Origin of the sequence: Aurantiacibacter gilvus, assembly GCF_038289935.1 — a bacterium.
Lineage (GTDB): Bacteria > Pseudomonadota > Alphaproteobacteria > Sphingomonadales > Sphingomonadaceae > Alteraurantiacibacter > Alteraurantiacibacter gilvus.
Map to the genome: position 1 here is coordinate 1 of NZ_JBBYHV010000001.1, position 19,689 is coordinate 19,689.

The 19,689-nt window shown below is 64.2% G+C and carries 25 protein-coding genes; 12 read left to right on the plus strand and 13 right to left on the minus strand.

Annotation, left to right across the window (positions count from 1 at the left end):
• Window positions 1-672: TonB-dependent receptor (locus AAEO60_RS00005; RefSeq protein WP_341671586.1), on the minus strand; the 672-nt coding region annotated here is incomplete at its 3' end.
• 139 nt (window positions 673-811) lie between these two features.
• Here AAEO60_RS00005 and AAEO60_RS00010 point away from each other — a divergent pair.
• Window positions 812-1,687, plus strand: a complete 876-nt coding sequence (locus AAEO60_RS00010) for a LysR family transcriptional regulator (protein ID WP_341671587.1) — start codon at window positions 812-814, stop codon at window positions 1,685-1,687.
• Window positions 1,688-1,762: 75 nt separating this feature from the next.
• On the opposite strand, the gene AAEO60_RS00015 is transcribed toward AAEO60_RS00010, so the two are convergent.
• Window positions 1,763-2,899 carry an amidohydrolase family protein gene (locus AAEO60_RS00015; RefSeq protein ID WP_341671588.1) on the minus strand — a complete coding sequence of 379 codons (1,137 nt, stop codon included), beginning with the start codon at window positions 2,897-2,899 and terminating at the stop codon, window positions 1,763-1,765.
• Between the two features lie 19 nt (window positions 2,900-2,918).
• Entirely contained in the window at window positions 2,919-3,647 is a 729-nt protein-coding gene (locus AAEO60_RS00020) for a nuclear transport factor 2 family protein (RefSeq protein ID WP_341671589.1), read from the minus strand.
• 88 nt (window positions 3,648-3,735) lie between these two features.
• Here AAEO60_RS00020 and AAEO60_RS00025 point away from each other — a divergent pair, with 88 nt between their 5' ends.
• From AAEO60_RS00025 to AAEO60_RS00060, 8 genes are all read left to right on the plus strand, one after another.
• Complete coding sequence (locus AAEO60_RS00025; RefSeq protein ID WP_341671590.1) at window positions 3,736-4,680, plus strand: SDR family NAD(P)-dependent oxidoreductase; 945 nt, start codon at window positions 3,736-3,738, stop codon at window positions 4,678-4,680.
• A 103-nt stretch (window positions 4,681-4,783) separates the two neighbouring features.
• Window positions 4,784-4,957 carry a hypothetical protein gene (locus AAEO60_RS00030; RefSeq protein ID WP_341671591.1) on the plus strand — a complete coding sequence of 58 codons (174 nt, stop codon included), beginning with the start codon at window positions 4,784-4,786 and terminating at the stop codon, window positions 4,955-4,957.
• A gap of 111 nt (window positions 4,958-5,068) precedes the next feature.
• Entirely contained in the window at window positions 5,069-5,935 is an 867-nt protein-coding gene (locus AAEO60_RS00035; protein WP_341671592.1) for a dienelactone hydrolase family protein, read from the plus strand.
• Window positions 5,936-5,967: 32 nt separating this feature from the next.
• Window positions 5,968-6,192 carry a hypothetical protein gene (locus AAEO60_RS00040; protein WP_341671593.1) on the plus strand — a complete coding sequence of 75 codons (225 nt, stop codon included), beginning with the start codon at window positions 5,968-5,970 and terminating at the stop codon, window positions 6,190-6,192.
• Complete coding sequence (locus tag AAEO60_RS00045) at window positions 6,185-6,718, plus strand: hypothetical protein (RefSeq protein WP_341671594.1); 534 nt, start codon at window positions 6,185-6,187, stop codon at window positions 6,716-6,718. The genes AAEO60_RS00040 and AAEO60_RS00045 overlap by 8 nt, the downstream gene beginning before the upstream one ends.
• Before the next feature lie 90 nt (window positions 6,719-6,808).
• Window positions 6,809-7,297, plus strand: coding sequence for a YybH family protein (locus tag AAEO60_RS00050; RefSeq protein WP_341671595.1), 489 nt, complete (start codon window positions 6,809-6,811; stop codon window positions 7,295-7,297).
• Between the two features lie 95 nt (window positions 7,298-7,392).
• Complete coding sequence (locus AAEO60_RS00055; protein WP_341671596.1) at window positions 7,393-8,064, plus strand: hypothetical protein; 672 nt, start codon at window positions 7,393-7,395, stop codon at window positions 8,062-8,064.
• A gap of 300 nt (window positions 8,065-8,364) precedes the next feature.
• Window positions 8,365-8,754: a DUF4168 domain-containing protein gene (locus AAEO60_RS00060; protein WP_341671597.1), complete on the plus strand. Its 390-nt coding sequence runs from the start codon at window positions 8,365-8,367 to the stop codon at window positions 8,752-8,754.
• Between the two features lie 42 nt (window positions 8,755-8,796).
• Here the strand turns inward: AAEO60_RS00060 and AAEO60_RS00065 are convergent, their stop codons facing one another.
• The 10 genes from AAEO60_RS00065 to AAEO60_RS00110 all read right to left on the minus strand — a co-directional run bounded on the left by AAEO60_RS00065 (window position 8,797) and on the right by AAEO60_RS00110 (window position 16,907).
• The gene (locus AAEO60_RS00065; protein WP_341671598.1) at window positions 8,797-9,765 is read right to left on the minus strand and encodes an alpha/beta hydrolase; all 969 of its coding nucleotides are present in this window, start codon (window positions 9,763-9,765) and stop codon (window positions 8,797-8,799) included.
• 64 nt (window positions 9,766-9,829) lie between these two features.
• Window positions 9,830-10,645 carry a CmcJ/NvfI family oxidoreductase gene (locus tag AAEO60_RS00070; protein WP_341671599.1) on the minus strand — a complete coding sequence of 272 codons (816 nt, stop codon included), beginning with the start codon at window positions 10,643-10,645 and terminating at the stop codon, window positions 9,830-9,832.
• Window positions 10,646-11,587, minus strand: coding sequence for an aldo/keto reductase (locus tag AAEO60_RS00075; protein WP_423970034.1), 942 nt, complete (start codon window positions 11,585-11,587; stop codon window positions 10,646-10,648).
• 157 nt (window positions 11,588-11,744) lie between these two features.
• Window positions 11,745-12,107, minus strand: a complete 363-nt coding sequence (locus tag AAEO60_RS00080) for a hypothetical protein (RefSeq protein WP_341671601.1) — start codon at window positions 12,105-12,107, stop codon at window positions 11,745-11,747.
• Between the two features lie 178 nt (window positions 12,108-12,285).
• Window positions 12,286-13,248 carry a Gfo/Idh/MocA family oxidoreductase gene (locus AAEO60_RS00085; protein WP_341671602.1) on the minus strand — a complete coding sequence of 321 codons (963 nt, stop codon included), beginning with the start codon at window positions 13,246-13,248 and terminating at the stop codon, window positions 12,286-12,288.
• A gap of 102 nt (window positions 13,249-13,350) precedes the next feature.
• Window positions 13,351-14,262 (minus strand): class III extradiol dioxygenase subunit beta, encoded by a 912-nt coding sequence (locus AAEO60_RS00090; RefSeq protein ID WP_341671603.1) that lies wholly within the window; start codon window positions 14,260-14,262, stop codon window positions 13,351-13,353.
• Window position 14,263: 1 nt separating this feature from the next.
• Window positions 14,264-14,686: a protocatechuate 4,5-dioxygenase subunit alpha gene (gene ligA / locus AAEO60_RS00095; protein WP_341671604.1), complete on the minus strand. Its 423-nt coding sequence runs from the start codon at window positions 14,684-14,686 to the stop codon at window positions 14,264-14,266.
• Window positions 14,683-14,997, minus strand: a complete 315-nt coding sequence (locus AAEO60_RS00100; protein ID WP_341671605.1) for a DUF2218 domain-containing protein — start codon at window positions 14,995-14,997, stop codon at window positions 14,683-14,685. The genes ligA and AAEO60_RS00100 overlap by 4 nt, the downstream gene beginning before the upstream one ends.
• Window positions 14,994-16,019, minus strand: a complete 1,026-nt coding sequence (locus tag AAEO60_RS00105) for an amidohydrolase family protein (protein WP_341671606.1) — start codon at window positions 16,017-16,019, stop codon at window positions 14,994-14,996. The genes AAEO60_RS00100 and AAEO60_RS00105 overlap by 4 nt, the downstream gene beginning before the upstream one ends.
• A 3-nt stretch (window positions 16,020-16,022) precedes the next feature.
• Window positions 16,023-16,907 carry an NAD(P)-dependent oxidoreductase gene (locus AAEO60_RS00110; RefSeq protein ID WP_341671607.1) on the minus strand — a complete coding sequence of 295 codons (885 nt, stop codon included), beginning with the start codon at window positions 16,905-16,907 and terminating at the stop codon, window positions 16,023-16,025.
• A gap of 133 nt (window positions 16,908-17,040) precedes the next feature.
• Between AAEO60_RS00110 and AAEO60_RS00115 the strand changes: the two genes are divergently transcribed.
• From AAEO60_RS00115 to AAEO60_RS00125, 3 genes are read left to right on the plus strand one after another with little or no spacing between them, the layout of a single operon-like run.
• Window positions 17,041-17,715 carry a 4-carboxy-4-hydroxy-2-oxoadipate aldolase/oxaloacetate decarboxylase gene (locus AAEO60_RS00115; protein WP_341673517.1) on the plus strand — a complete coding sequence of 225 codons (675 nt, stop codon included), beginning with the start codon at window positions 17,041-17,043 and terminating at the stop codon, window positions 17,713-17,715.
• A 15-nt stretch (window positions 17,716-17,730) separates the two neighbouring features.
• Complete coding sequence (locus AAEO60_RS00120; protein ID WP_341671608.1) at window positions 17,731-18,804, plus strand: 4-oxalomesaconate tautomerase; 1,074 nt, start codon at window positions 17,731-17,733, stop codon at window positions 18,802-18,804.
• Window positions 18,797-19,687, plus strand: a complete 891-nt coding sequence (locus AAEO60_RS00125) for an amidohydrolase family protein (RefSeq protein WP_341671609.1) — start codon at window positions 18,797-18,799, stop codon at window positions 19,685-19,687. Before AAEO60_RS00120 ends, AAEO60_RS00125 begins: the two co-directional genes overlap by 8 nt.
• Window positions 19,688-19,689 lie beyond the last annotated feature (2 nt).

A 19,689-nucleotide genomic window follows, 5' to 3' on the forward strand; every position in this document is an offset into this window, starting at 1 on the left:
GCCGAAATCGAGCTGGTCGACATAGCCGTCCTGGCGCTTCGACACGCCCGAGATGCGGGCGAACAGCGTATCGGTCAGCGGGAACTCGGCTGCAGCACGCAGGGTGACACGGTCGCGGCTGCCATAGCCGGCCTCGACGAAGCCGCCGGTGTCGCCGCTGGGCATGCGCGAATACATCTTCACCGCACCACCGATCGAGTTACGCCCCGACAGCGTGCCCTGCGGGCCGCGCAGGATCTCCACGCGGTCAAGGTCGAGCGTGTCGAAGATCGCGCCGGTCAGCGACGGATAGTAGATATCGTCGATGTAGATACCGACGCCGGGCTCGTAGGCCGGGTTGAAGTCGTTCTGGCCGATACCGCGGATCGAGGCCGTCACCGAGGGACCGAAGGCGGCCGTCTGCGGACGGATCTGCACGTTCGGCGCGCTGTCGGCGATGGTGGCAAGGTCGGTCTGGCTGCGGGCCTGCAGTTCCTCTGCAGTCACCGCAGTGATCGCCAGCGGCGTATCCTGCAGGGCCTGCTCGCGGAACTGCGCCGTCACGATGATGACGTTGCGCGGCTGTTCCTCGTCAGCCGACTCATCCTGCGCCATGGCCTGCATCGGCAGGGCCATGGCCAAGCTGGCCAGAGGCAAGCTGTAAAGTGACCGCATGATAATTGACTTGTTCATTTGTTCCTCCCCAGGACGTCGATCACGTTTGCCGCAAACCGGTTACCGTGTCGTTGCGCGCTACCTATTCGCTCGCGTCTATTGCAAGCAATTGACCGGGGGATTATCAAACCCATAACCAACTAATTATGGGAATCCCGTGCCGACATTGCGCCAACTGGAAGTTTTCCTTGCCGCCGCACGGCTGGGTAGCATCGGAAAAGCGGCGGATTCGCTGGGCGTAAGCCAGCCCGGCGCCAGCAAGCAGGTCAAGGCGCTGGAGAAGCAATTGGGTCGCCCGCTGTTCACGCGTCGCCGCGGGGCGTCTTCGGAATTGACCGAGTTCGGACACGAAATGATGTCGCGGGCGCACGAGCTGATCGAAACACAGCGACGGTTCGACCGCTGGATGCAGGCGCAGAGCCGCACGCTGCACCCGGTCATCCTGGTGCGACCGTTCCTGGTCAGCCGGATTTCCAACCAGCTCGCGAACCTGTTTCCCAAGGACGGCCACCTGCAACCCGTTTTCCGCGTGACAGACGATTACCAGGAGGCGAACGACCTCGTCAGCCAGCTCGAGGGGCGCTGCATGCTACGGCATGTCACCAATGTGCCCGACGACGCCAACCTGTTGACCCGGGTGATCCAGATCGAGGCCTGCAGCCTCTACATGTGCGCAGGGGAGGAGGCGAAACAACCTCTGGCCAAGCCGCTCGATGTCAACTCGGTTCGCTGGTTGTTGCCTTCGGGCACGCCAGGCCTGCACAGCTGGTCACGCCACTGGATGGAAGCGGCCGGCGTGCGGAGGGAGAATATCGAGGAAGGCACGCAGTTCCTCGAATCGAACCTGAACCAGATCGTCAAGGAGGGCGGTGGAGGCCTGTTCATGGAAAGCCATGTCAGGGCGCACAAGCAGAAGGAAGCGCTGGTGCGGGTCGATGCCAAGGTCGCGCCGGTCTACCTGGTGCTGATGGCACGAAACGATTACGATCGCGAAAACTTCGATGAGATTGCAGAGACGCTGGCGGCGATCTGACAACCGCGTCGCCGAGCGCAGATGCGCATCTCGGGCAGGTCCACCCTGCCGCGGTGGCCAAATTGCTGGAAATGCCTAGCCGGTGATGCGGAATACGCTGCGGGCGTTGTCTTCCATCAGCATCTTCTTGGTCTTGGCGTCCATGTCCATCCGGTCATAGGCGGCGACTTCGTCGTAGCTCTGCTGGTAGGGGTAATCCATCGCGTAGAGCACACGGTCCGGCCCCAACACGTCCTGGCAGAACTTGATCGCCGGTTCCCAACCCACGCCGCTGGTGGTGATCCAGATGTTGTTCTTGAAGTAATAGCTGATCGGGTGCTGCAGCTTCGGTTGCGTGCCGCCGCGCAGGTGGCTGCGGCCGTCGGCATTCCCCTGCATCCAGTCGAAGCGATAGAGGTGCAGCGGCAGGCATTCGCCCATGTGGCCGATGACAAGGCGCAGCTTGGGGAAGCGGTCGAAGGCGCCGGACAGCACCAGCCCCATGGTGTGCAGCCAGACGTCGTGCGGGAAGCCCGCCAACGCGCCGAAGAAGCCGCGTTCCTCGTAATGCGGTGCGTTGAATGGCGCGGTCGGGTGGATGTAGAGCGCAGCGTCCATTGCCTCGAGCGCCTCGAGGATCGGCCAGTAGTCCTGCTCGTCGAGGTAGTGGCCCTGGAAGTGCGAGTTGAGCACCGCGCCGTTGAGCTTCAGCTCGCCCATGGCGCGCTCGATTTCCTTGACGCTGCCCGCCACGTCGCGCGGGTCGAAGGCGGCGCAAGCGGAAAACCGGTCCGGGTGGTTGCGGCAAGCCTCGGCAGCGATGTCGTTGGCTTCGCGGGCCAGCGCCGTGCCGTCACCCGGCTTCACCACCTGCACGCCAGGCGCGGTCAGCAGCAGCAACTGCCGGTCGATGCCATATTCGTCCATGTGGCTGATGCGCAGGTCGCCGAGGTCCTGCAGCATTTCCTGCAAGCTGGGCATCTGCGCGAACAGGCCCGCCATCCTGAGCGAGTCGTCGTGCGGCGCCGCACCGCTCTCGAGGTATTCGACCTGGGCCTTCACCAGCGCGGGGAAGGTCCAGGCCTCCTCGGTGGCGATGCGCTGGTAGGGCGCGTCACGATCGACATGTCCCGCGCGCGGCGCGAGGCCTACGCGGGTGCGCAGCGAGAAGTCTTCCTTGAAGTGCCCCTTCAGGCCCTTCTCGCTGCCATCCTCGAGTTTTCCGGAGACCATTTCTCGACTCCTTGGCGGATCAGCCCTCGAACTCTTCCTTGGTCATCATGTCGGTGAACTTGCCGACCTTGAAGGCCTCCCCCAGCACGGGGTGGGCAAAGCTCATTTCCACCGGGTGGCGGTTGGGCCAGGTGGTGCGATAGTCTTCCGGCGGCAGGATGCGGTCCGGTCCGATCGGGTTGGTCGGGTAGGTCTCCAGCGCCGGCTGCAGGTGCGCGGTGGTGTGCGCCCAGCCGGTCTCGTAGTCGCCCTGCCACTGCATCAGGTAATTGAGGCGCTTGATCTTCCACACGCCGTTTTCGCGGACGTAGTCGTTCTCGTAGATGCCGGCTTCCCAGAACTGCTGCGGCGGGCCGTCGGGCTTCCAGTCCATGGCTTCGTCGTGCCAGCCGCCGGCCAGCATGCCGCGGAAGCGGCCCTTGGCGGTCTGGCGGTCTTCGGCGACGGTCACCACCGGCTGCAGCTGGAAGTGATCGAGCAGCAGGCCGTGCACCGGACCGCGGCGGCCGCGGGTAAACAGGTTCTGGAACCAGGTGCCGTAAAGGCGCATCACGCCTTCGTAGCCGACATATTCGCCCGACAGGAACACCACGGCGCCATCTTCGGCGAACAGGCCGGCGACCTCTTCGGGGCGGTTGTAATCGATATAGTAGCCATAGGCCATCTGCAGGCGGGTAATGGCGGCTTCGTCTTCCAGCCGGTGGACAGACTTTTCGAGCGCCGCAAGGCGGGCTTCGGTATCGGACATTTCGACTCTCCCCTTTATAGAATTGCGTGCGATACTAACGACCGATACGATCAAGGGAAGCCCGATCTGGGCAGGGAGAGCGAAAGAAATGACGATTGATCCGGCAGCCTACCGTGAGGAATGGGAAGGCCGCGTCGCCTTCATCACCGGCGCTGTTACGGGCATCGGCCTCGGTACGGCGCAGGCCTTTGCCGATGCCGGCATGCGGCTGGCGCTGAGCTGGCGCAACGAGGACGACCGCGCCGCGACCGAGGCCTGGTTCGCCGAGAAGGGCTATGAAAAGCCGCTGTTCTGCAAGCTGGACGTGACTGATCGCGAGGCCTTCGCGCAGGTGGCGCAGGACGTGGCCCGCCACTTCGGCGAAGTCCACGTGCTGGTGAACAATGCCGGTGTCTCCGTCTTCGGCCCGACCGACGAGGCGAGCTACGACGACTACGACTGGATCATGGGCGTCAACTTCGGCGGCGTGGTGAACGGGCTGCAAAGCTTCATGCCGCATATCAAGGCCAGCACCGGGCGCCGCCACATCGTCAACGTGGCGTCGATGGCTGCCTTCCTGCCGGGGCCGCAGGCGGGCATCTACACCGCCAGCAAGTTCGCCGTGCGCGGGCTGACCGATTCGCTGCGCTACAACCTCGCGCCGCAGAAGATCGGTTGTTCGCTGTGCTGTCCGGCGCTTACCCGCACCAATGCCTGGGCCTCGGCGCACAAGCGGCCCGAGCAGTTCGCCGACGCCGGTTTCGCGCCGCCCAGGGAAGGCGAGCTGGAACAGTTCGGCACCGCTTTCGAGCAGTTCGGCATGGATCCTTACGAAGTCGGCGCGAAGATCCTGCGCGGCATGACCCGGCAGGACGGGCTGATCCTTACCCACCCCGAACATGCGATCGACTTTACCGAGGAGTTCGCCAAGCAGATCGCTGCCTTGCCGGTGGAAGCCGTGCCCGAGGGCCGCGCCCATATCGAAGCCTTGCGACGCAAGGCGGGCAAGGACGCCGAGGCCGGGCTGAAGATCGAAATGGACGATCTCACGTGATTGCTGTCAGGCGAAACAGCTTGGTCGATTGAGGGAATCTGCTACGGGCGGCTTATTGCGGCAAACTCCGTGATTCTAAACGGTTTTTCACGGAGATTACCAAGTGCGCGAGACGATTGCCTATAGCCTGATGGCTTTCCTCGTAATGTTCGTGATGCTGTTGTTGCTGCTGTGGCTGCGCAAGCGGCGCCGGGTGCGCGAATCCATCTGGGGCAAGCCGAGAACGGCACGGAGGCGGCAACGCCCGGCGAAGGTCGACGAAGACAGGCTCGACTGAGACAAGTCCGGCCAAGGCAGGCCCTGTTAAAGTACGGTCCTAAAGCGCGTTTGCAGCTTTGCCGGTGACTGCTATCCTGGTGCCCGAACGGGACAATGAGGAGCATTCATCATGTGCGAGTTGGATCAGGTTGCGGCGATGCCGAAGGTTACGCGCCGGCAGTTCGGTGCCATGGGTGCAGCAGGTGCCGTGGCGGCATGTGCGCCTATGGATAGCAGTGCCTCTGCCACCTCCGGCCTGGTCGAGACTGCGGTCAGCTTTCCCGCCACCGGCGGCACCTTCGACGGCGTGTTCATCCATCCTGCCAGCGGTTCGCATCCGGCAGTGATCCTCTGGCCCGATATCGCGGGCCTGCGCCCCGCGAAGATCATGATGGGTCGCCGACTGGCCGAGGCCGGCTATGCCGTGCTGGTCGCCAATCCCTACTACCGCTCGGTTTCCGGCCAGCAATTCGAGGACTTCGATGCCTGGCGCGAAGGTGGCGGGTTCCAGACGGTCGGCCCGTGGATGCAGGCCAATACCCCTGCCGCGATCGCCGAGACGGCTGGCGCCGTGGTCGCCTGGCTCGATGCGCAGGACGCGGTCGATACGTCGCGCGGCATCGGCAACCAGGGCTACTGCATGACCGGCAGCTGGACCATTCGCGCTGCCGCTGCCGTGCCCAGCCGGGTCAAGGCAGCCGCCAGCTTCCATGGTGGCGGCCTCGTCGGCGAGGGACCGGACGCGCCGGTCAACCTGCTCCGTAGCATGGCCCCCGATGCCGGTGCGCTGATTGCCATCGCCCGCAACGACGATGCCCAGGCCCCGACCGACAAGGACGCGCTCGCCGCTGCCGGTGAGGCGGCAGCAGCAGACGTCCACGTCGAAGTCTACGACGGCGACCACGGCTGGACCGTGCTCGACAGCCCGGTTTACGCCGAGGCCGAGGCCGAACGCGCATGGGACGCCCTGCTGGCGCTCTACGCCGAGAAGCTTTGACCTTTACCGTCCGCCATCGGAACGGGAGGCGCGTGGTTAGCCGGACCAACCCGCACGTCCTGCGCGTGGTTGGCATGATGGTCTTAGCGGCGGCCTTGGCGACGTTTGGTGAGCTGGCCGGCATATGGCTCATCAGCCTTGCAGGTGGAGGCCTGTTCGTTATCGCAATGCTTTATGGCTGGATCGCAGTTGGCTTGGGCGCGATCATTCGCGCGGCGAAGTGGTGCTGGAACGGCGGAGGACGTCACGATGGCTGACGCCGGAATGGCCGATGAACGCGTGCTCGAGGCCACCGGTCGCGACTGGGCGGCGTGGAAGTCTTACCTCGACGCCAAGGGCGGTGAGGACATGGACCATGCCGCCATCGCGAGGTTGCTCAAGGGCGAAGGCGTCAAGCCGTGGTGGAGCCAGATGGTCACCGTCGGCTACGAACGCATGATCGGGCGGCGCGAGGTCGGGCAGACGTGCACCGGCACATTTTCCGCCAATGCCAGCCGCACCATTGCCGGAACCATGGATTCGGCGCGCGATGCATGGGCGGCGCTCAATGCCGAGCGCGCCGAATATGCCGGCGCCGTGGCGGAAGGTGAGCCGCGCCTCACCGAGAGCGAAAAGTGGCGCTACTGGCGCGTCGATCTCGACGACGGGTCGAAGGTGTCGGTGATGTTTTCGGACAAGCCCGGCGGCAAGGTGACCGTCGCGGTGAACCATGACAAGCTCTCCAGCGCGGACGAGGTTGCCAGTGCCAAGGCCTTCTGGAAACCGCTACTCCAACAGCTCTGACCCCACTTTCTCGGAATTGCGCGAGATCAAGGGCCGGCTCCCCGCGGCCCGCTATCCCCTCCTCAGACATAATCAACGAGGGGATTCCCAATGAAGAAACTTGTCCTTGCCGCAGCAGCACCTTTGGCCCTGCTTGCGGCCTGCAGCGGCGGTGCCGATCCGGAGGCCGTGGTCGAAACCGTGCGCCTTACGGAGCAGTCGCAGTTGCAGTCGATCGAGAGCGGCGATGTCGTTGGCATCGCGCGGCTCTATGCCGACGATGCCAAGCTCGTGCGGCCCGATGGCACCGTGCTCGATGGCGGCGCAGCGATTGCCGAGGAATATGCCGCCCTGCTGATGGACCCCAACTTCGCGCTGACTATCGAACCCACTGGCGGTTGGGCGTCGGAATCCGATGACGTGGCCGTGCTCACCAGCCACGTGGAATTCACCACCAGTGATCCGGAAACGGGCGAACCGGTGACTACCGGACTGAACAGCCAGACGGTGTGGACCAAGGCCTCCGGCGGCTCGTGGATGATCCGTTCAGCTTACAACGTCGCACAGCCCGTGGCAGAACCCCCCGCCGAAGAGGAATAGAATTTGATAACAAGCGGTTCCGCCCGCCGGATTGACTCTTCCCCGTTTCACGCGCCTCATTCTTCTTGGGTCGCGAGGATTGGGGGAGAGAAAGCATGAAAAAACAGTTGTTTGTGGCAGCCTTGCCGCTGCTGGCCTTGGCCGCTTGTGGCGAGTCGGCAGAGACCGATGAAACGGCGGCAGCAGACCCTCTGGCCGAACTTGCGGCAGGCACCGGGCCTTACCTCGTTACCTATGCTGATGGTTCGCAAACACTGAGCTACGCAGCGCACGACGGCACCGAATGGGGCGGGCCGATCGACCTTGTCGCCGGGGCGGAGCCGGTGCGCTGGTCAGCACCTGAAGACCAGGTCTGCATCGACTTCCCGGACTCGATGGAAGACGCGACCGACTTCTGCATCGAATACGGTCCGCTGCAGGAAGATGGCAGCTGGACTGCCCGCAACCCGAACAATCCCGACGAGGATCCGGCGACCATGCGGCGGCTCGATGCGCCCGTGGAAACCGAAGCCGACATGATTGCGGCGGGCACCTACTGGATCGACATGCCGGACGGCGAAACCGCGCTGGCCGTATGGGCCGACGATGGCGTCAGCTATCTCGCCATGAATCCGACGCGGTCCACCTGGCGTGCGGACGGCAACCAGCGCTGCACCACGCCCGCCGATGGCGAGGAAAGCTGCGGCGTGCCGACCAGCGAACTGGGCGAGGACAACAGCTTCACCGCCGAAGACAACGGCGAGCAGATCACCGTGCGGATGCTGTGAGCAGCTCCGGATGACAGGGGGGAGGGGGCGTCCTTGCGGCGCCCCCTTTGCTGTTCGGGCAGCCGCTGACACCGGACAGGCGCAGCCGAATCAGTGGTTCTCCCGACCAGTTGAACGTCTGGCGGGATGGCCCGTTGGCATTTCTCGCAAGTTATCCAACGGTTTGTCGTGCGCCAGCAACGACCTTCTCCGGTTGTCGCGAACAGGTGGCGGACCGGCAGCACGGTGATTGCAAGAACCGCAGCAGCGGGGGCAGCTTTCCGGCGGGGCATGATTGCAACCGTTGGAAGGAGCACTGCCATGAAGATTTCCCATACCCTCGCCGCAACTTACCTGCTGGTGGCAGCGACCATCGTCTCGGCGCAGGTCGTGCCCGAGCAGGATCCACCTTACCCGACACCGCCTGCGCCTGTGGACGAGGCTGCCACGACTGAGGTCGCAGCGCCTTCCTACACCGACGAACAGGTCGCGGGGTTCGCTGCGGCCTCGCTGCAGCTGCGCGAAGTGAACGCCAATGCCGAGCTGGACGATGCCGCCAAGATGGCGGAAGCGCGCTCGATCGTGACGTCGCACGGGCTCGATCCCGAAACCTACAATGCCATCGCCGTGGCCGCACGCACCGACGAACGGCTGGCGGCGCGGGTGCAGGAAGCGGTGTCGGCGAAGATCGCAAACTCGCCCGGCCAGTAAGCGGGGCAATAGGCCCGGGTCGACCGGACCGGCGAGTCCCGCTTACGGCCAGTTCTTGTATTCGATCGTCGCTTCGGGATCGGTACACAGGCGGCAGTTCGCGCCGGCAAAGGTGCGTGCTGCCGCCATGTCGCCGCGCAGTTGCCATTCCAGCCAGTCGACCACGATCATCGCGTTTCGCCCGCCCATGGGCAGGTGGTAGGTGCCGCCATGGCCGGTCGGCGTGTTGACCCAGAAGGCCGGGACGTGGCTGATGCGGTTGTAGTCATCGAGGCCGTTTTCATAGGCGATGTCGGTCGGCCCGCCGTCGAGGTAGATGACCGGCGTGTGCAGGTCATCGAGGCCGTCCTTGCCCAGTTCCATGCCGCCCAGGCGCGGCCCGTCATCGGGCAGCAGGCCGGAGTTCTGCACCACGATCGTGTCCAGCCGCGGATCGCCCGCCACAGTCAGCGCCTGCACGCCGCCGCAAGAGAAGCCGCCGGCGGCCAGCGCGTTCTCGTCGACCAGGCCGAAATAGGGGCTGTCGGGATCGCTGTTCTGCGCCAGCGCCCAATCGAGCGCTTCGATCAGCTGGCCGGCATTGGTGGGCGAGGGCGGGAAATTCCCGTCGGCATCCATGGCGCGCGGGGGGGCGGGATCCTCAAGTCGGTTCGGGCCGCTCCGCCAGCGTCCCGGCGCGATTACGAGGTAGCCGTAGGAGGCGATTTGCGAGAGGTGGAAGCGGCTGCTGGTGCCGTCTGCCGCGCAGCCGCCGTTGCCCCATACGAAGACGCCGAGCCCGTTCGGGCCAACGGCGGCAAGGTCCTGCGGGCGGTAGACCACGTGCTCGGGCAGGGCCTCGACCGTCTCGATCATGGAGGGGAAGGGGCCGTCGCCCGTTGTGTCCGGAATCAGGTTCACCCGCGCCATCATATCCTCGAAGCTTTCCTCCGGCGCATCGTCCTGCGCAGTGGCGGGCACGGCAAGGCCGAGGGCGAGGGTGGCAAGGATGGCCGGAACTGTCTTGTGCATGTGGTCTCTCCCCAAGTCGAATTTGGAGAAAGGTTAGCTTGTCAGACAGATAATGTAAGCGGTTTCACGCGAACCAGTAGGCGGTGCCGCGCATCTCCAGGCTGATCCGCGGCGGCGAACCTTCGGGAGCCAGCGGATTGTCGAATGCCCCGTGCGGCATCATCTGGGCCCGGTTCGGGTCGCTTTCGGAGGCCTTGAAAACCAGCGCCTCCCCCGGATGCATCTCGCTGTAATAGAACCAGCGGTGCGCCGGGTTGTATTGCAGCAGGTAGTTGGGAAAGCCCCATTCTGGCGATCCGTCGAGCGGATCGAAGATGGCGCGGCAGGGCAGCAGGTCGCTCTCTGCCAGCGAGGTATAGTCGCACAGGCCCAGCGGCACGTCCTGCGGCGGATCGCTGAGCACGCGCCAGACGTTGTACTGCGCGCTGCGCACGATTTCGCGACCTTCCGGAGCCGTCTTCGCCCGGGCCCCGGCGGCGGCTTCCTTCGCCATGTCGACATGAACGAAGCGTGCCGGGTGCGAATTGTCGTGCCTGTCGTTCGCGCCTGCACGTTCGGAAAAGCGCAGGATGCCGAAGGGCGTCATCGCCACGTGATCCGCTCCGGTCACTGACTTGAGCAGCTCCGCTACCTCGCCCGAATGAACGCGGCCCACTTCCTCGAGGTCGGTAAGGTCCTCCACCGCGGTCCGGTGTTCGATCAGGGTGAAGCCTTCGACATCGAGCGAGCAATCGCACCCGCGCGCGTCGTGGATCTCCACCTCGGCGGGCTTGAGCGGGACGAAGTCCTTCTCGTGCGCGTTGGCGTAGAAGAATGGCTCGCGTTCCGTGCGCTCGGAATAGCCGATCTCGGCCCGGATGCTCCCTCCCGTCGTACCCATCTACGCGTCCTCGAATTCCTCGGTGTCGATCGTCGGGCGGATGGCGTCGTGGTAGCGGTGCCCGCTGACGGTGGAATGGTTGATGATCTCGCCGGCCTTCGCAATGGCGTCTGCCGGCACGTCGACCGTCGCGGCGTGGAAGTTCTCTTCCATGTGTGCGATGGAGGTGGTGCCGGGGATGGCATGGCAGTTGTCGCCCTGTTCCAGCACCCAGCGGTTGGCCAGCTGGGCGGGTGCGACACCCACCTCCGCCGCCAGGGCTTCGAACTGCTCGATCACCTTGAGGTTCTTTGGCCAGTTCTCTGCATTGAAGCGCGGCATCTTGGTGCGCAGGTCCTTTTCCTCCAGCGTGGCGGGATCGCGCAGCACGCCGCCAAAGGCACCACGACCGGTGCTGGAGAAGGCGACCAGCGGGATGCCCAGTTCCTTGCAGGCCTGCAGCACGCCCAGTTCCACGTTGCGGGTCCACAGCGAATATTCGGGCTGGACCGCGCCGACGGGATGGATCGCATGGGCTTCGCGCAGGTGTGCGGCGGACCATTCGCTGACGCCGTAGGCGCCGATCTTGCCCGCTTCCATTGCCCGCACCATGGCGCCGACGCTGTCGGCAATCGGCACCTTCGGATCGAAGCGGTGCATGTAGTAGAGGTCGATGTGGTCGGTCTTCAGCCGGGCCAGCGACTTGTCGAGGTTGTCGGCGATGCTCTCCGGTGCACAGGATACTCCGCGCTTGGGCCCGTCGACCACGATGCCGCACTTGCTGGCGAGCAGGAACTCGCTGCGGCGGTGCATCACGGCGTCGGCCAGCAGCTCCTCGTTCGCACCGCCGCCATAGATGTTGGCGGTGTCGAGATGGTCATAGCCGATGTCGAGCGCGCGGTTGAGCAGCTTCACCTTCTCGTCATGTGCGGGCGGCGTGCCATAGGCCCAGGACAGGTTCATGCAGCCCAGTCCGATGGGATGGACCTTGCGTCCGGCGATGGCTCTCTTGGCTAGGGCGATGGGACTTCTCCAGGCGTTGCGAAATGGCGTTTTCGGCTGCGGGGTTACACAAGCCTTCACCGGTCATGCAACCGCCATTGCGGCGCCGGTGCGACAATCAGTCGCGCAGGAAGACGCGGGAGTTGGTAACGAAGTCGCGCAGCAGATCCTGCACCGACTGTGAAGCAGCGAAATAGGCACCGGGGTTTTGCTCGATGCGGTCGGCGTTCCAGCGCATCTGGTGCGAGACCATGCGCGAACGCAGCGTCTCAAGCGCACCCTGCATCGCGGCGAATACTTCGTGATTGATGCGAATGTGGGGATCAAGGCAGATTGCCCGTGCCGTCGCGATGCACTCTTCGTTGAAGTCTTCGCGCAAGGCCAAGATGCGATTAGTTGAACCGGACGTCCGCTCCGCGGCCTCGCGTTGAATTTCTTCGCCAAACCGCTCCAGCCGATCCAGCCGTTCTTGGAGGTTCACTACCCCTCTCCAGATTATTTCACGGCGCGATTTAGATGAGTGCCAAAAACTTGTCACCAAAGGGTAACTTTGTTCGTGGATGCAAACAGTTTATACTCTGCTTCGGGACAAAAAAGAGAGGGCGCGCCGGTAGTTAGCCACCGGCGCGCCCTCCGATCTTTTTTGTGGGTCGCTTGGCTTAGGACCAGCCGTCCTGTTCTTCGAGGCTGGCGGCCAGCGCACCGATGGTGCGGTAGCATTCGATGGTACCGGCGACCGAGCTGTTCGGTTCGCGGCCTTCGCGGATCGCGGCAATGAATTCGCGGTCCTGCAGTTCGATGCCATTGTTCGACGGTACGTCGACACCCGACAGGTCCACCTGCTCGTCCGCTCCGGTGAAGAGGTCGTCGTAACGCGCCAGGTAGGTCGCGGTGTCGCCAATGTAGCGGAAGAAGGTGCCGAAAGGTCCTTCGTTGTTGAACGACAGCGACAGGGTCAGGATCTGGCCCTTCTCGGTCTTCATCTGGATCGACTGGTCCATGGCGATGCCGAGGTCAGGGTGCTTGGGTCCCTGCAGGATGTTGGCAGCGATGATCTTCGAGCCGGTCATGTACTGGAAGATGTCGATCGTGTGTGCCGAGTGGTGCCATAGCAGGTGGTCGGTCCAGCTGCGCGGTTCGCCCTTGGCGTTCTTGTTCTCGCGGCGGAAGAAGTAGGTCTCCACGTCCATCGACAGGACGTTGAACTTGCCCGCGTCGATCTGCTGCTTCACGTACTGGTGCGACGGGTTGAAGCGGCGGGTGTGGCCCGCCATGCAGACGAGACCCGTTTCCTTCTGCTTGGCCAGCACGGCCTCGGCATCGGCGAGGCTGTCCGCCAGCGGGATCTCGACTTCGACGTGCTTGCCGGCGTCCATGGCCTTGATGGCCTGGTCGGCGTGCATCTGCGTGGGCGTGCAGAGGATGACGGCGTCGACGTCGTCACGTTCGAGCATGGCTTCGTAGTCGGTGGTGGCAAAGCCGATGCCGTACTTGTCGGCCATGGCCTGCGTCGGTTCCTGCCGGCGACCGACCAGCGCGGTAACTTCCACGCCGTCGATGTTCTTCAGGCCGTCGAGATGCTTTTCTCCGAATGCGCCGCCACCGGCGAGTGCGATTTTCATAGGGGTGTTCTCCCGTTCGAGAGTTGCAAGTGGTTACATGTAAACAAGGGGCGCCCCAGCAGATTGTTCCGGGCGGATCGTTCCGGCGGCGCCCCCTGGACCTTACTCGGCAGCTTCGAGGCTGTGCCCGCTCAGCACGCGCTTGGGGTTCAGCGCTTCGCCAGCGGTTTCCTCCGGCTGCAGGATGAGCGCGCCCAGCGCCGTGTTCGAAGCGGGGATGTGATAGAAGTTGTAAAGCTCCTTCACCTTGTCGCCCAGCGCACCGCGCATGATCAGCCACATGACCAGCTCGATGCCTTCGCTGCCCGCTTCGCGCAGGTAGTCGATGTGCGGCATCTTCGCGAGGTCTTCGGGATCGTTGATCAGGCGCTCGATGAAATCGAGGTCGAATTCCTTGTTGATCAGGCCGGCGCGCGGACCCTGGAGCTGGTGGCTCATGCCGCCGGTGCCCCAGACGTGGACGTTGAGATCTTCGGGGAAGCTCTCGATGGCGGCCTTGATGCTGTCACCCAGCGCGAAGCAACGCGCGCCCGAAGGCGGCGGGTAGGTGACGACGTTCACCGGCAGCGGGATGACCTTGCACGGCCATTCTTCCGGCTCGCCGAACATCATCGACAGCGGGATGGTGCAGCCGTGGTCGACGTCCATCTTGTTGAAGATGCACATGTCGAAGTCGTCGAGGATCAGGCTCTGGGCAATGTGCCAGGCCAGGTCCGGGTGGCCGATCACGTCGGGCACGGGGCGCGGGCCCCAGCCTTCGTCAGCCGGCTTGAACACTTCGCCGCAGCCGATCGCGAAGGTCGGGATGCAGTTCATGTCGAAGGCGGATGCGTGGTCGTTGTAGACCAGCACGACGACGTCGGGGGTATTTTCCGGCTTGGCGATCCAGTCCTTGATCGCCTTGTAGCCGTCAAACACGGGGCCCCAGTAGTCGTCGCCGGTCTTGCCGGTCTGGATCGCCGCGCCGAGCGCGGGGATGTGGCTGGAGGTGATACCGGTAGTTACGCGGGCCATATCAATAGCCTCCCTTCTTCGAGCGGACGCCTTCGGGCGAGCGGCCGCCGTTGATCATCATCTGGGCATATTCTTCCTGCGTCATGCCGGTCATCGAACCGGCCGCGAACTGGAAGCTCTTGCCGTCGGTGGAGAACAGCTTGCTGAGGTAATAGACGTTGCCGCCTTCATCGATCATCGCGTTGTAGTCGCGGTCGAGTACGGCCTGTTTGGCAGCGTCGGTGAGGTCCCACTCGTCGAGGTAGGCCTTCTCGTCCGCCTTGAAGCGTTCGCGGTTCTCGGCCTTCATCAGGCTCATGGCGAACTGGTTCAGCCAGTAGCCCTTGCGGGCGCGCTGGGCGGTGAACACGCGGGTGCCGGGAATGTCCTCGAACTCGGCGAGGTATTCGTGGATGTTGATCCGCTCTTTCTTCTTTTCAGTCATTGTTCGGATTCCTTGGGGTCTTTCCATTCGTAGGTCAGCGGTGCCTCGCGAAAGGCGAAACGGTCGATGTGGCGTTCGATGACACCGCGCATGTGCTCGTTCCTCTCGGCATCGGCGGTGGTCAGGGTGATGCCGATGCCGTCGTGATGCGCGGTCATCACGGCATTGGTGTGCTCGTCGAAGGGAAACAGCCCCATGCCGTCGCCCTCGTCATAGGAGGTCGCCATCTTGTGACCCCAGTGCTTCACCAGCTGCTGGATGTAGCGCTCCGGCTTTTCGCACTTGGCGAGACAGGTTGCGGTCGAACTCAAAGGCCCTTTCCCTTCAGGATCTTGTCGAGGCGCGGGTACACCTTGCGCGCATTGCCTTCGAAGATGGCGTGCTTCTCTTCGGCGGAAATGTCGAGCGCGTCGATATAGCGCTTGGTATCGTCGAAATAGTGGCCGGTGGTCGGGTCGATGCCGCGCACGGCGCCGACCATCTCGCTGCCGAACAGGATGTTCTTGTTCTCGATCACGTCGGCCAGCAGGTTGATGCCCGGCTGGTGGTAGACGCAGGTGTCGAAGAACACGTTGTTCATCAGCAGTTCGTCGAGGCTGGGCTGCTTGAGCATGTCGGCCAGACCGCGATAGCGGCCCCAGTGATAGGGCACCGCGCCGCCGCCGTGCGGGATGATCAGCTTGAGCTTGGGAAAGCGGCTGAACAGGTCGCCCTGCAGCAGCTGCATGAAGGCGACGGTGTCGGCCGCCAGGTAATAGCCGCCGGTGGCGTGCATGGCCGGGTTGCAGCTGCCCGAGACGTGGATCATGCCGGGCACTTCCAGCTCTTCCATCGCTTCGTAGATGGGGAACCAGTACTCGTCGGTCAGCGGCGGATGGGTGAAGTGCCCGCCGCCCGGATCGGGGTTGAGGTTGCAGACGACGAAGTTCAGTTCCTCGACGCAGCGGCGCAGTTCCTTGACGCTTTCGGTCAGGTCCGACTTCGGGCTCTGCGGCAGCATGCAGCCGCCGATGAAGGTGTCGGGAAACAGCTGGGTGACGCGGTAGATCAGGTCGTTGCAGCGGCGCGCCCATTCGCTGGCCACCGCCTGGTCGCCTACGTGCGGGGCCATGGCCGAAGCGCGGGGGCTGAAGATGGTGAAGTCCGCGCCGCGTTCCTTGATCAGCTTGAGCTGGTTTGCCTCGATCGTCTCGCGGATCTCGTCGTCCGAAATTTCCGGATAGGGCGGGCACTCGGTGCCATTCTTGTAGGCAGCCTTCTGCTCCTCGCGCCAGGCATCGTGGCCCTTGGGCAGGACAGTGTAGTGACCGTGACAATCGATGATCAGGCTCATCGCTTAATTCTCTCCCTTGTCTGCCGGAGTCGCCCGGATAGCGTCCAGCTTAGCAGATAGTGTGGCAGGTGGGGGAGCAAGTTCCAGTGCTCCCAGCTGCCTTTGGCGGACGACGGTCTGTTCGCTCATCAGCGGGGCAATGCCGAGGTCTTCCAGCATGGCGCAGGCCTCTGCCATTTCCGCCGCGCGGCGCTGGCCGTGGATCATCATCCGGTCGAAATTGTAGTCGGCGCGCTCGAACCAGCTTTGCTGCTTTTCGCTGGCGTCGAGGCTGGCGAGCACTTCGTCGAGCACGCCCGCCTCGCTGGCTGCCAGAACCATTTCGGCAGTGAGCGCTTCGAGGCCTTTCACCATGACCGAGCGGCACAGCTTGATCGCGCTGGCGCGGCCGACCTCGTCACCCACGACGCGCACATTGGTAAAGGCCATGGCGGTGAGCAGCGCTGCTGCCTCCTCCGCTTCCGGCCCGGCTACCAGCAGCGGTACCGCGAGACCCTTGTCGACCGGGGCCATGACAGCGACGTCGACATAGCGCCCACCCACGGCGGTGATCGCTTCTGCCGCCGCGCGCTTGGTCTGCGGGGCGACCGAATTCATGTCGAGCCAGAACTGTCCTTCACCAAGTAGCGGCGCATAATCGCGTGCGGCCTGGAGTGCGGCGTCTGCCGTAACCAGGCTGAGCGTGCATTGCGCATCGGCAAGGGCATCGGCCGCGTCGGTTGCAACGTCGACCCCGCAAGCCCGCATCAGGTCGCGGCGGGCAGGCAGCAGGTCCCAACCCTTGGCATGGCCGTTCCACCCGGCTGCACGCGCAAAGGTCTCCCCGGCTTCACCGAAGCCGATTAGTGCCAATTTCGGGCAGGAACTTTGCGATTCTGTCACGGCCATCTCTCTCGACGATGGCCCCTAACAATTGTATGTGTTGCATACAAGTTTGCTGCACGCCTCCCATGTCGCGCTTGACGCGAGGTGGCACGGCGGTGCACGCGCCCGCCAAGCAGATCCAAAAGGGAGAATCACCATCATGGGTGTCGTCGTCCAGAACATCGAACGTGCTGATCCGGAAGTCGTGGAGGCGCTCGGCAAGTGCGGTGTCGCCACCGTGCACGAGGCGCAGGGCCGCAAGGGGCTGCTCGCCAGCTACATGCGCCCGATCTACGCCGGTGCGCGCGTGGGTGCTTCGGCCGTGACCATCTCCGTGCCCCCGGGTGACAACTACATGGTCCATGCCGCGATCGAGCAGTGCCAGGCTGGCGATATCCTGGTGATCGCGCCGACCAGCCCCTGCGAAGACGGTTACTTCGGCGACCTGCTCGCCACTTCGGCGCAGGCGCGCGGGGTGAAGGGCCTGATCATCGACGCCGGCATCCGCGACGTGCGCGACCTTACCGAAATGGACTTCCCCGTCTGGGCCAAGCGCATTTTCGCGCAAGGTACGATCAAGGCCAGCCTCGGCAGCGTGAACGTCGACGTGGTCTGCGCCAACGCCTTCATCCGTCCGGGCGACATCATTGTTGCCGACGACGACGGCGTCTGCGTGGTCCGCCGCGAGGAAGCCGAAGAGGTCCTGAAGAAGGCCCAGGCCCGCGAAGCCAACGAGGAAGAGAAGCGCCAGAAGCTGGCCGACGGCGTGCTTGGCCTCGACATGTACGGCTTCCGCCAGAAGCTGACCGACATGGGGCTGAAGTGGGTCTGAGGAGGACCTAGACCTATGAACCAGGCACCAGTCATGTGGATGCGCGGGGGCACGTCGAAAGGCGGCTATTTCCTCGCCTCGGAAATCCCTGCGGAAGAGGCCGAACGCGCCGAGTTCCTGCTGGGCGTGATGGGCTCGCCCGATCCGCGCCAGATCGACGGCATGGGCGGGGCGGACCCGCTGACCAGCAAGGTTGCCGTGGTGAAGAAGAGCGAGCGGCCCGGGGTCGATGTCGACTACCTGTTCCTGCAGGTCTTCGTCGACCAGGCCATCGTCACCGATGCGCAGAACTGCGGCAATATCCTGGCCGGGGTCGGCCCCTTCGCCATCGAGCGCGGGCTGGTGCAGCCGGCGGGCGATGTCACCCAGGTCACCATCTACATGGAGAACACCGGCCAGATCGCCGTTGCCTCCATCGAGACGCCTGCCGACGAGATCGGCAAGCGGGCGGTGAATTACTGGGGCGAGGCCAAGATCGACGGGGTGCCGGGCACCCATGCGCCGATCCCGATCGAGTTCCGCGACACCGCCGGTTCCAGCTGCGGGGCGCTGCTGCCCACGGGCAATGCCTTTGACGAGATCGAGGGCGTGCGCTGCACGCTGATCGACAACGGCATGCCCTGCATCGTGTTCAAGGCCGAGGACGTCGGCGCCACCGGCTACGAGACGCGCGAGGAACTGGAAAGCGATGCCTTCGCCCCGATCCGCGCAAAGATCGAAGCCATAAGGCTTGCGGCGGGGCCGCTGATGAACCTCGGCGACGTGACGGAAAAGTCCGTCCCCAAGATGACGCTGGTCGCGCCGCCGAAGAACGGCGGGGCCGTGACCACCCGCGTTTTCATCCCCAAGCGCGCCCACGCCTCCATCGGCGTGCTCGGCGCGGTGACGGCGGCGACGGCCTGCCTTGTCGAAGGCTCGCCCGCTGCCGAAGTGGCGGACGTGCCCGAAGGCACCACCAAGTCGCTCTCTATCGAACACCCCTCTGGCGAGATGACCTGCGTGATGAAGGTCGATGCCAATGGCGAAGTCGAAAGCGCGGCGCTGCTGCGCACTGCACGAAAGTTGATGGACGGAATTGTCTATGTCTGACCGGATTACCTCCTGGCACCCGAATCCGAGCAAGCCCGGCTACACCCCGCCGGCGGGCGCGGTGGATGCGCACTGCCACGTGTTCGGGCCAATGGCGCAGTTCCCCTTCAGCCCCAAGGCCAAGTACCTGCCCGAAGACGCCGGGCCGGACATGCTGTTCGCCCTGCGCGACCACCTCGGCTTCGAAAAGAACGTGATCGTACAGGCCAGCTGCCACGGCACCGACAACGCCGCCACGCTGGATGCGATTGCCAAGTCCAATGGCAAGGCGCGCGGCGTGGCCGTGGTCGACCCGGCGATCAGCGAGGACGAGCTGGCCAAGCTGCACGAAGGTGGCATTCGCGGCATCCGCTTCAACTTCCTCAAGCGGCTGGTCGACAATGCGCCCAAGGACAAGTTCCTCGAGGTCGCGCAGCGCCTGCCCAAGGGCTGGCACGTGGTGATCTATTTCGAGGCCGACATCCTTGAAGAAATGCGCCCCTTCATGGAGGCTATTCCGGTGCCGCTGGTGGTCGATCACATGGGTCGCCCCGACGTGACGCAAGGGCCGGACGGCCCTGACATGCGCGCCTTCCGCAGTCTTCTCGAAAGCCGTGATGATATCTGGTTCAAGCCCACCTGCCCGGACCGGCTCGACGCCAGGAAGGAAGGCGGCATGGGCGATCCGTGGGACAACTTCGCCAAGGCCGTGGCCCCGCTGGTGGCCGACTATCCGGACCGCTGCATCTGGGGCACCGACTGGCCGCACCCCAACATGCAGGACGAGGTGCCCGACGATGGCCACGTGGTCGACATGATCCCGCGCATCGCGCCGACGCCGGAATTGCAAACCAAGCTCTTGGTCGCGAACCCGAACCGTCTATACTGGGCCGAACAGACTTGATC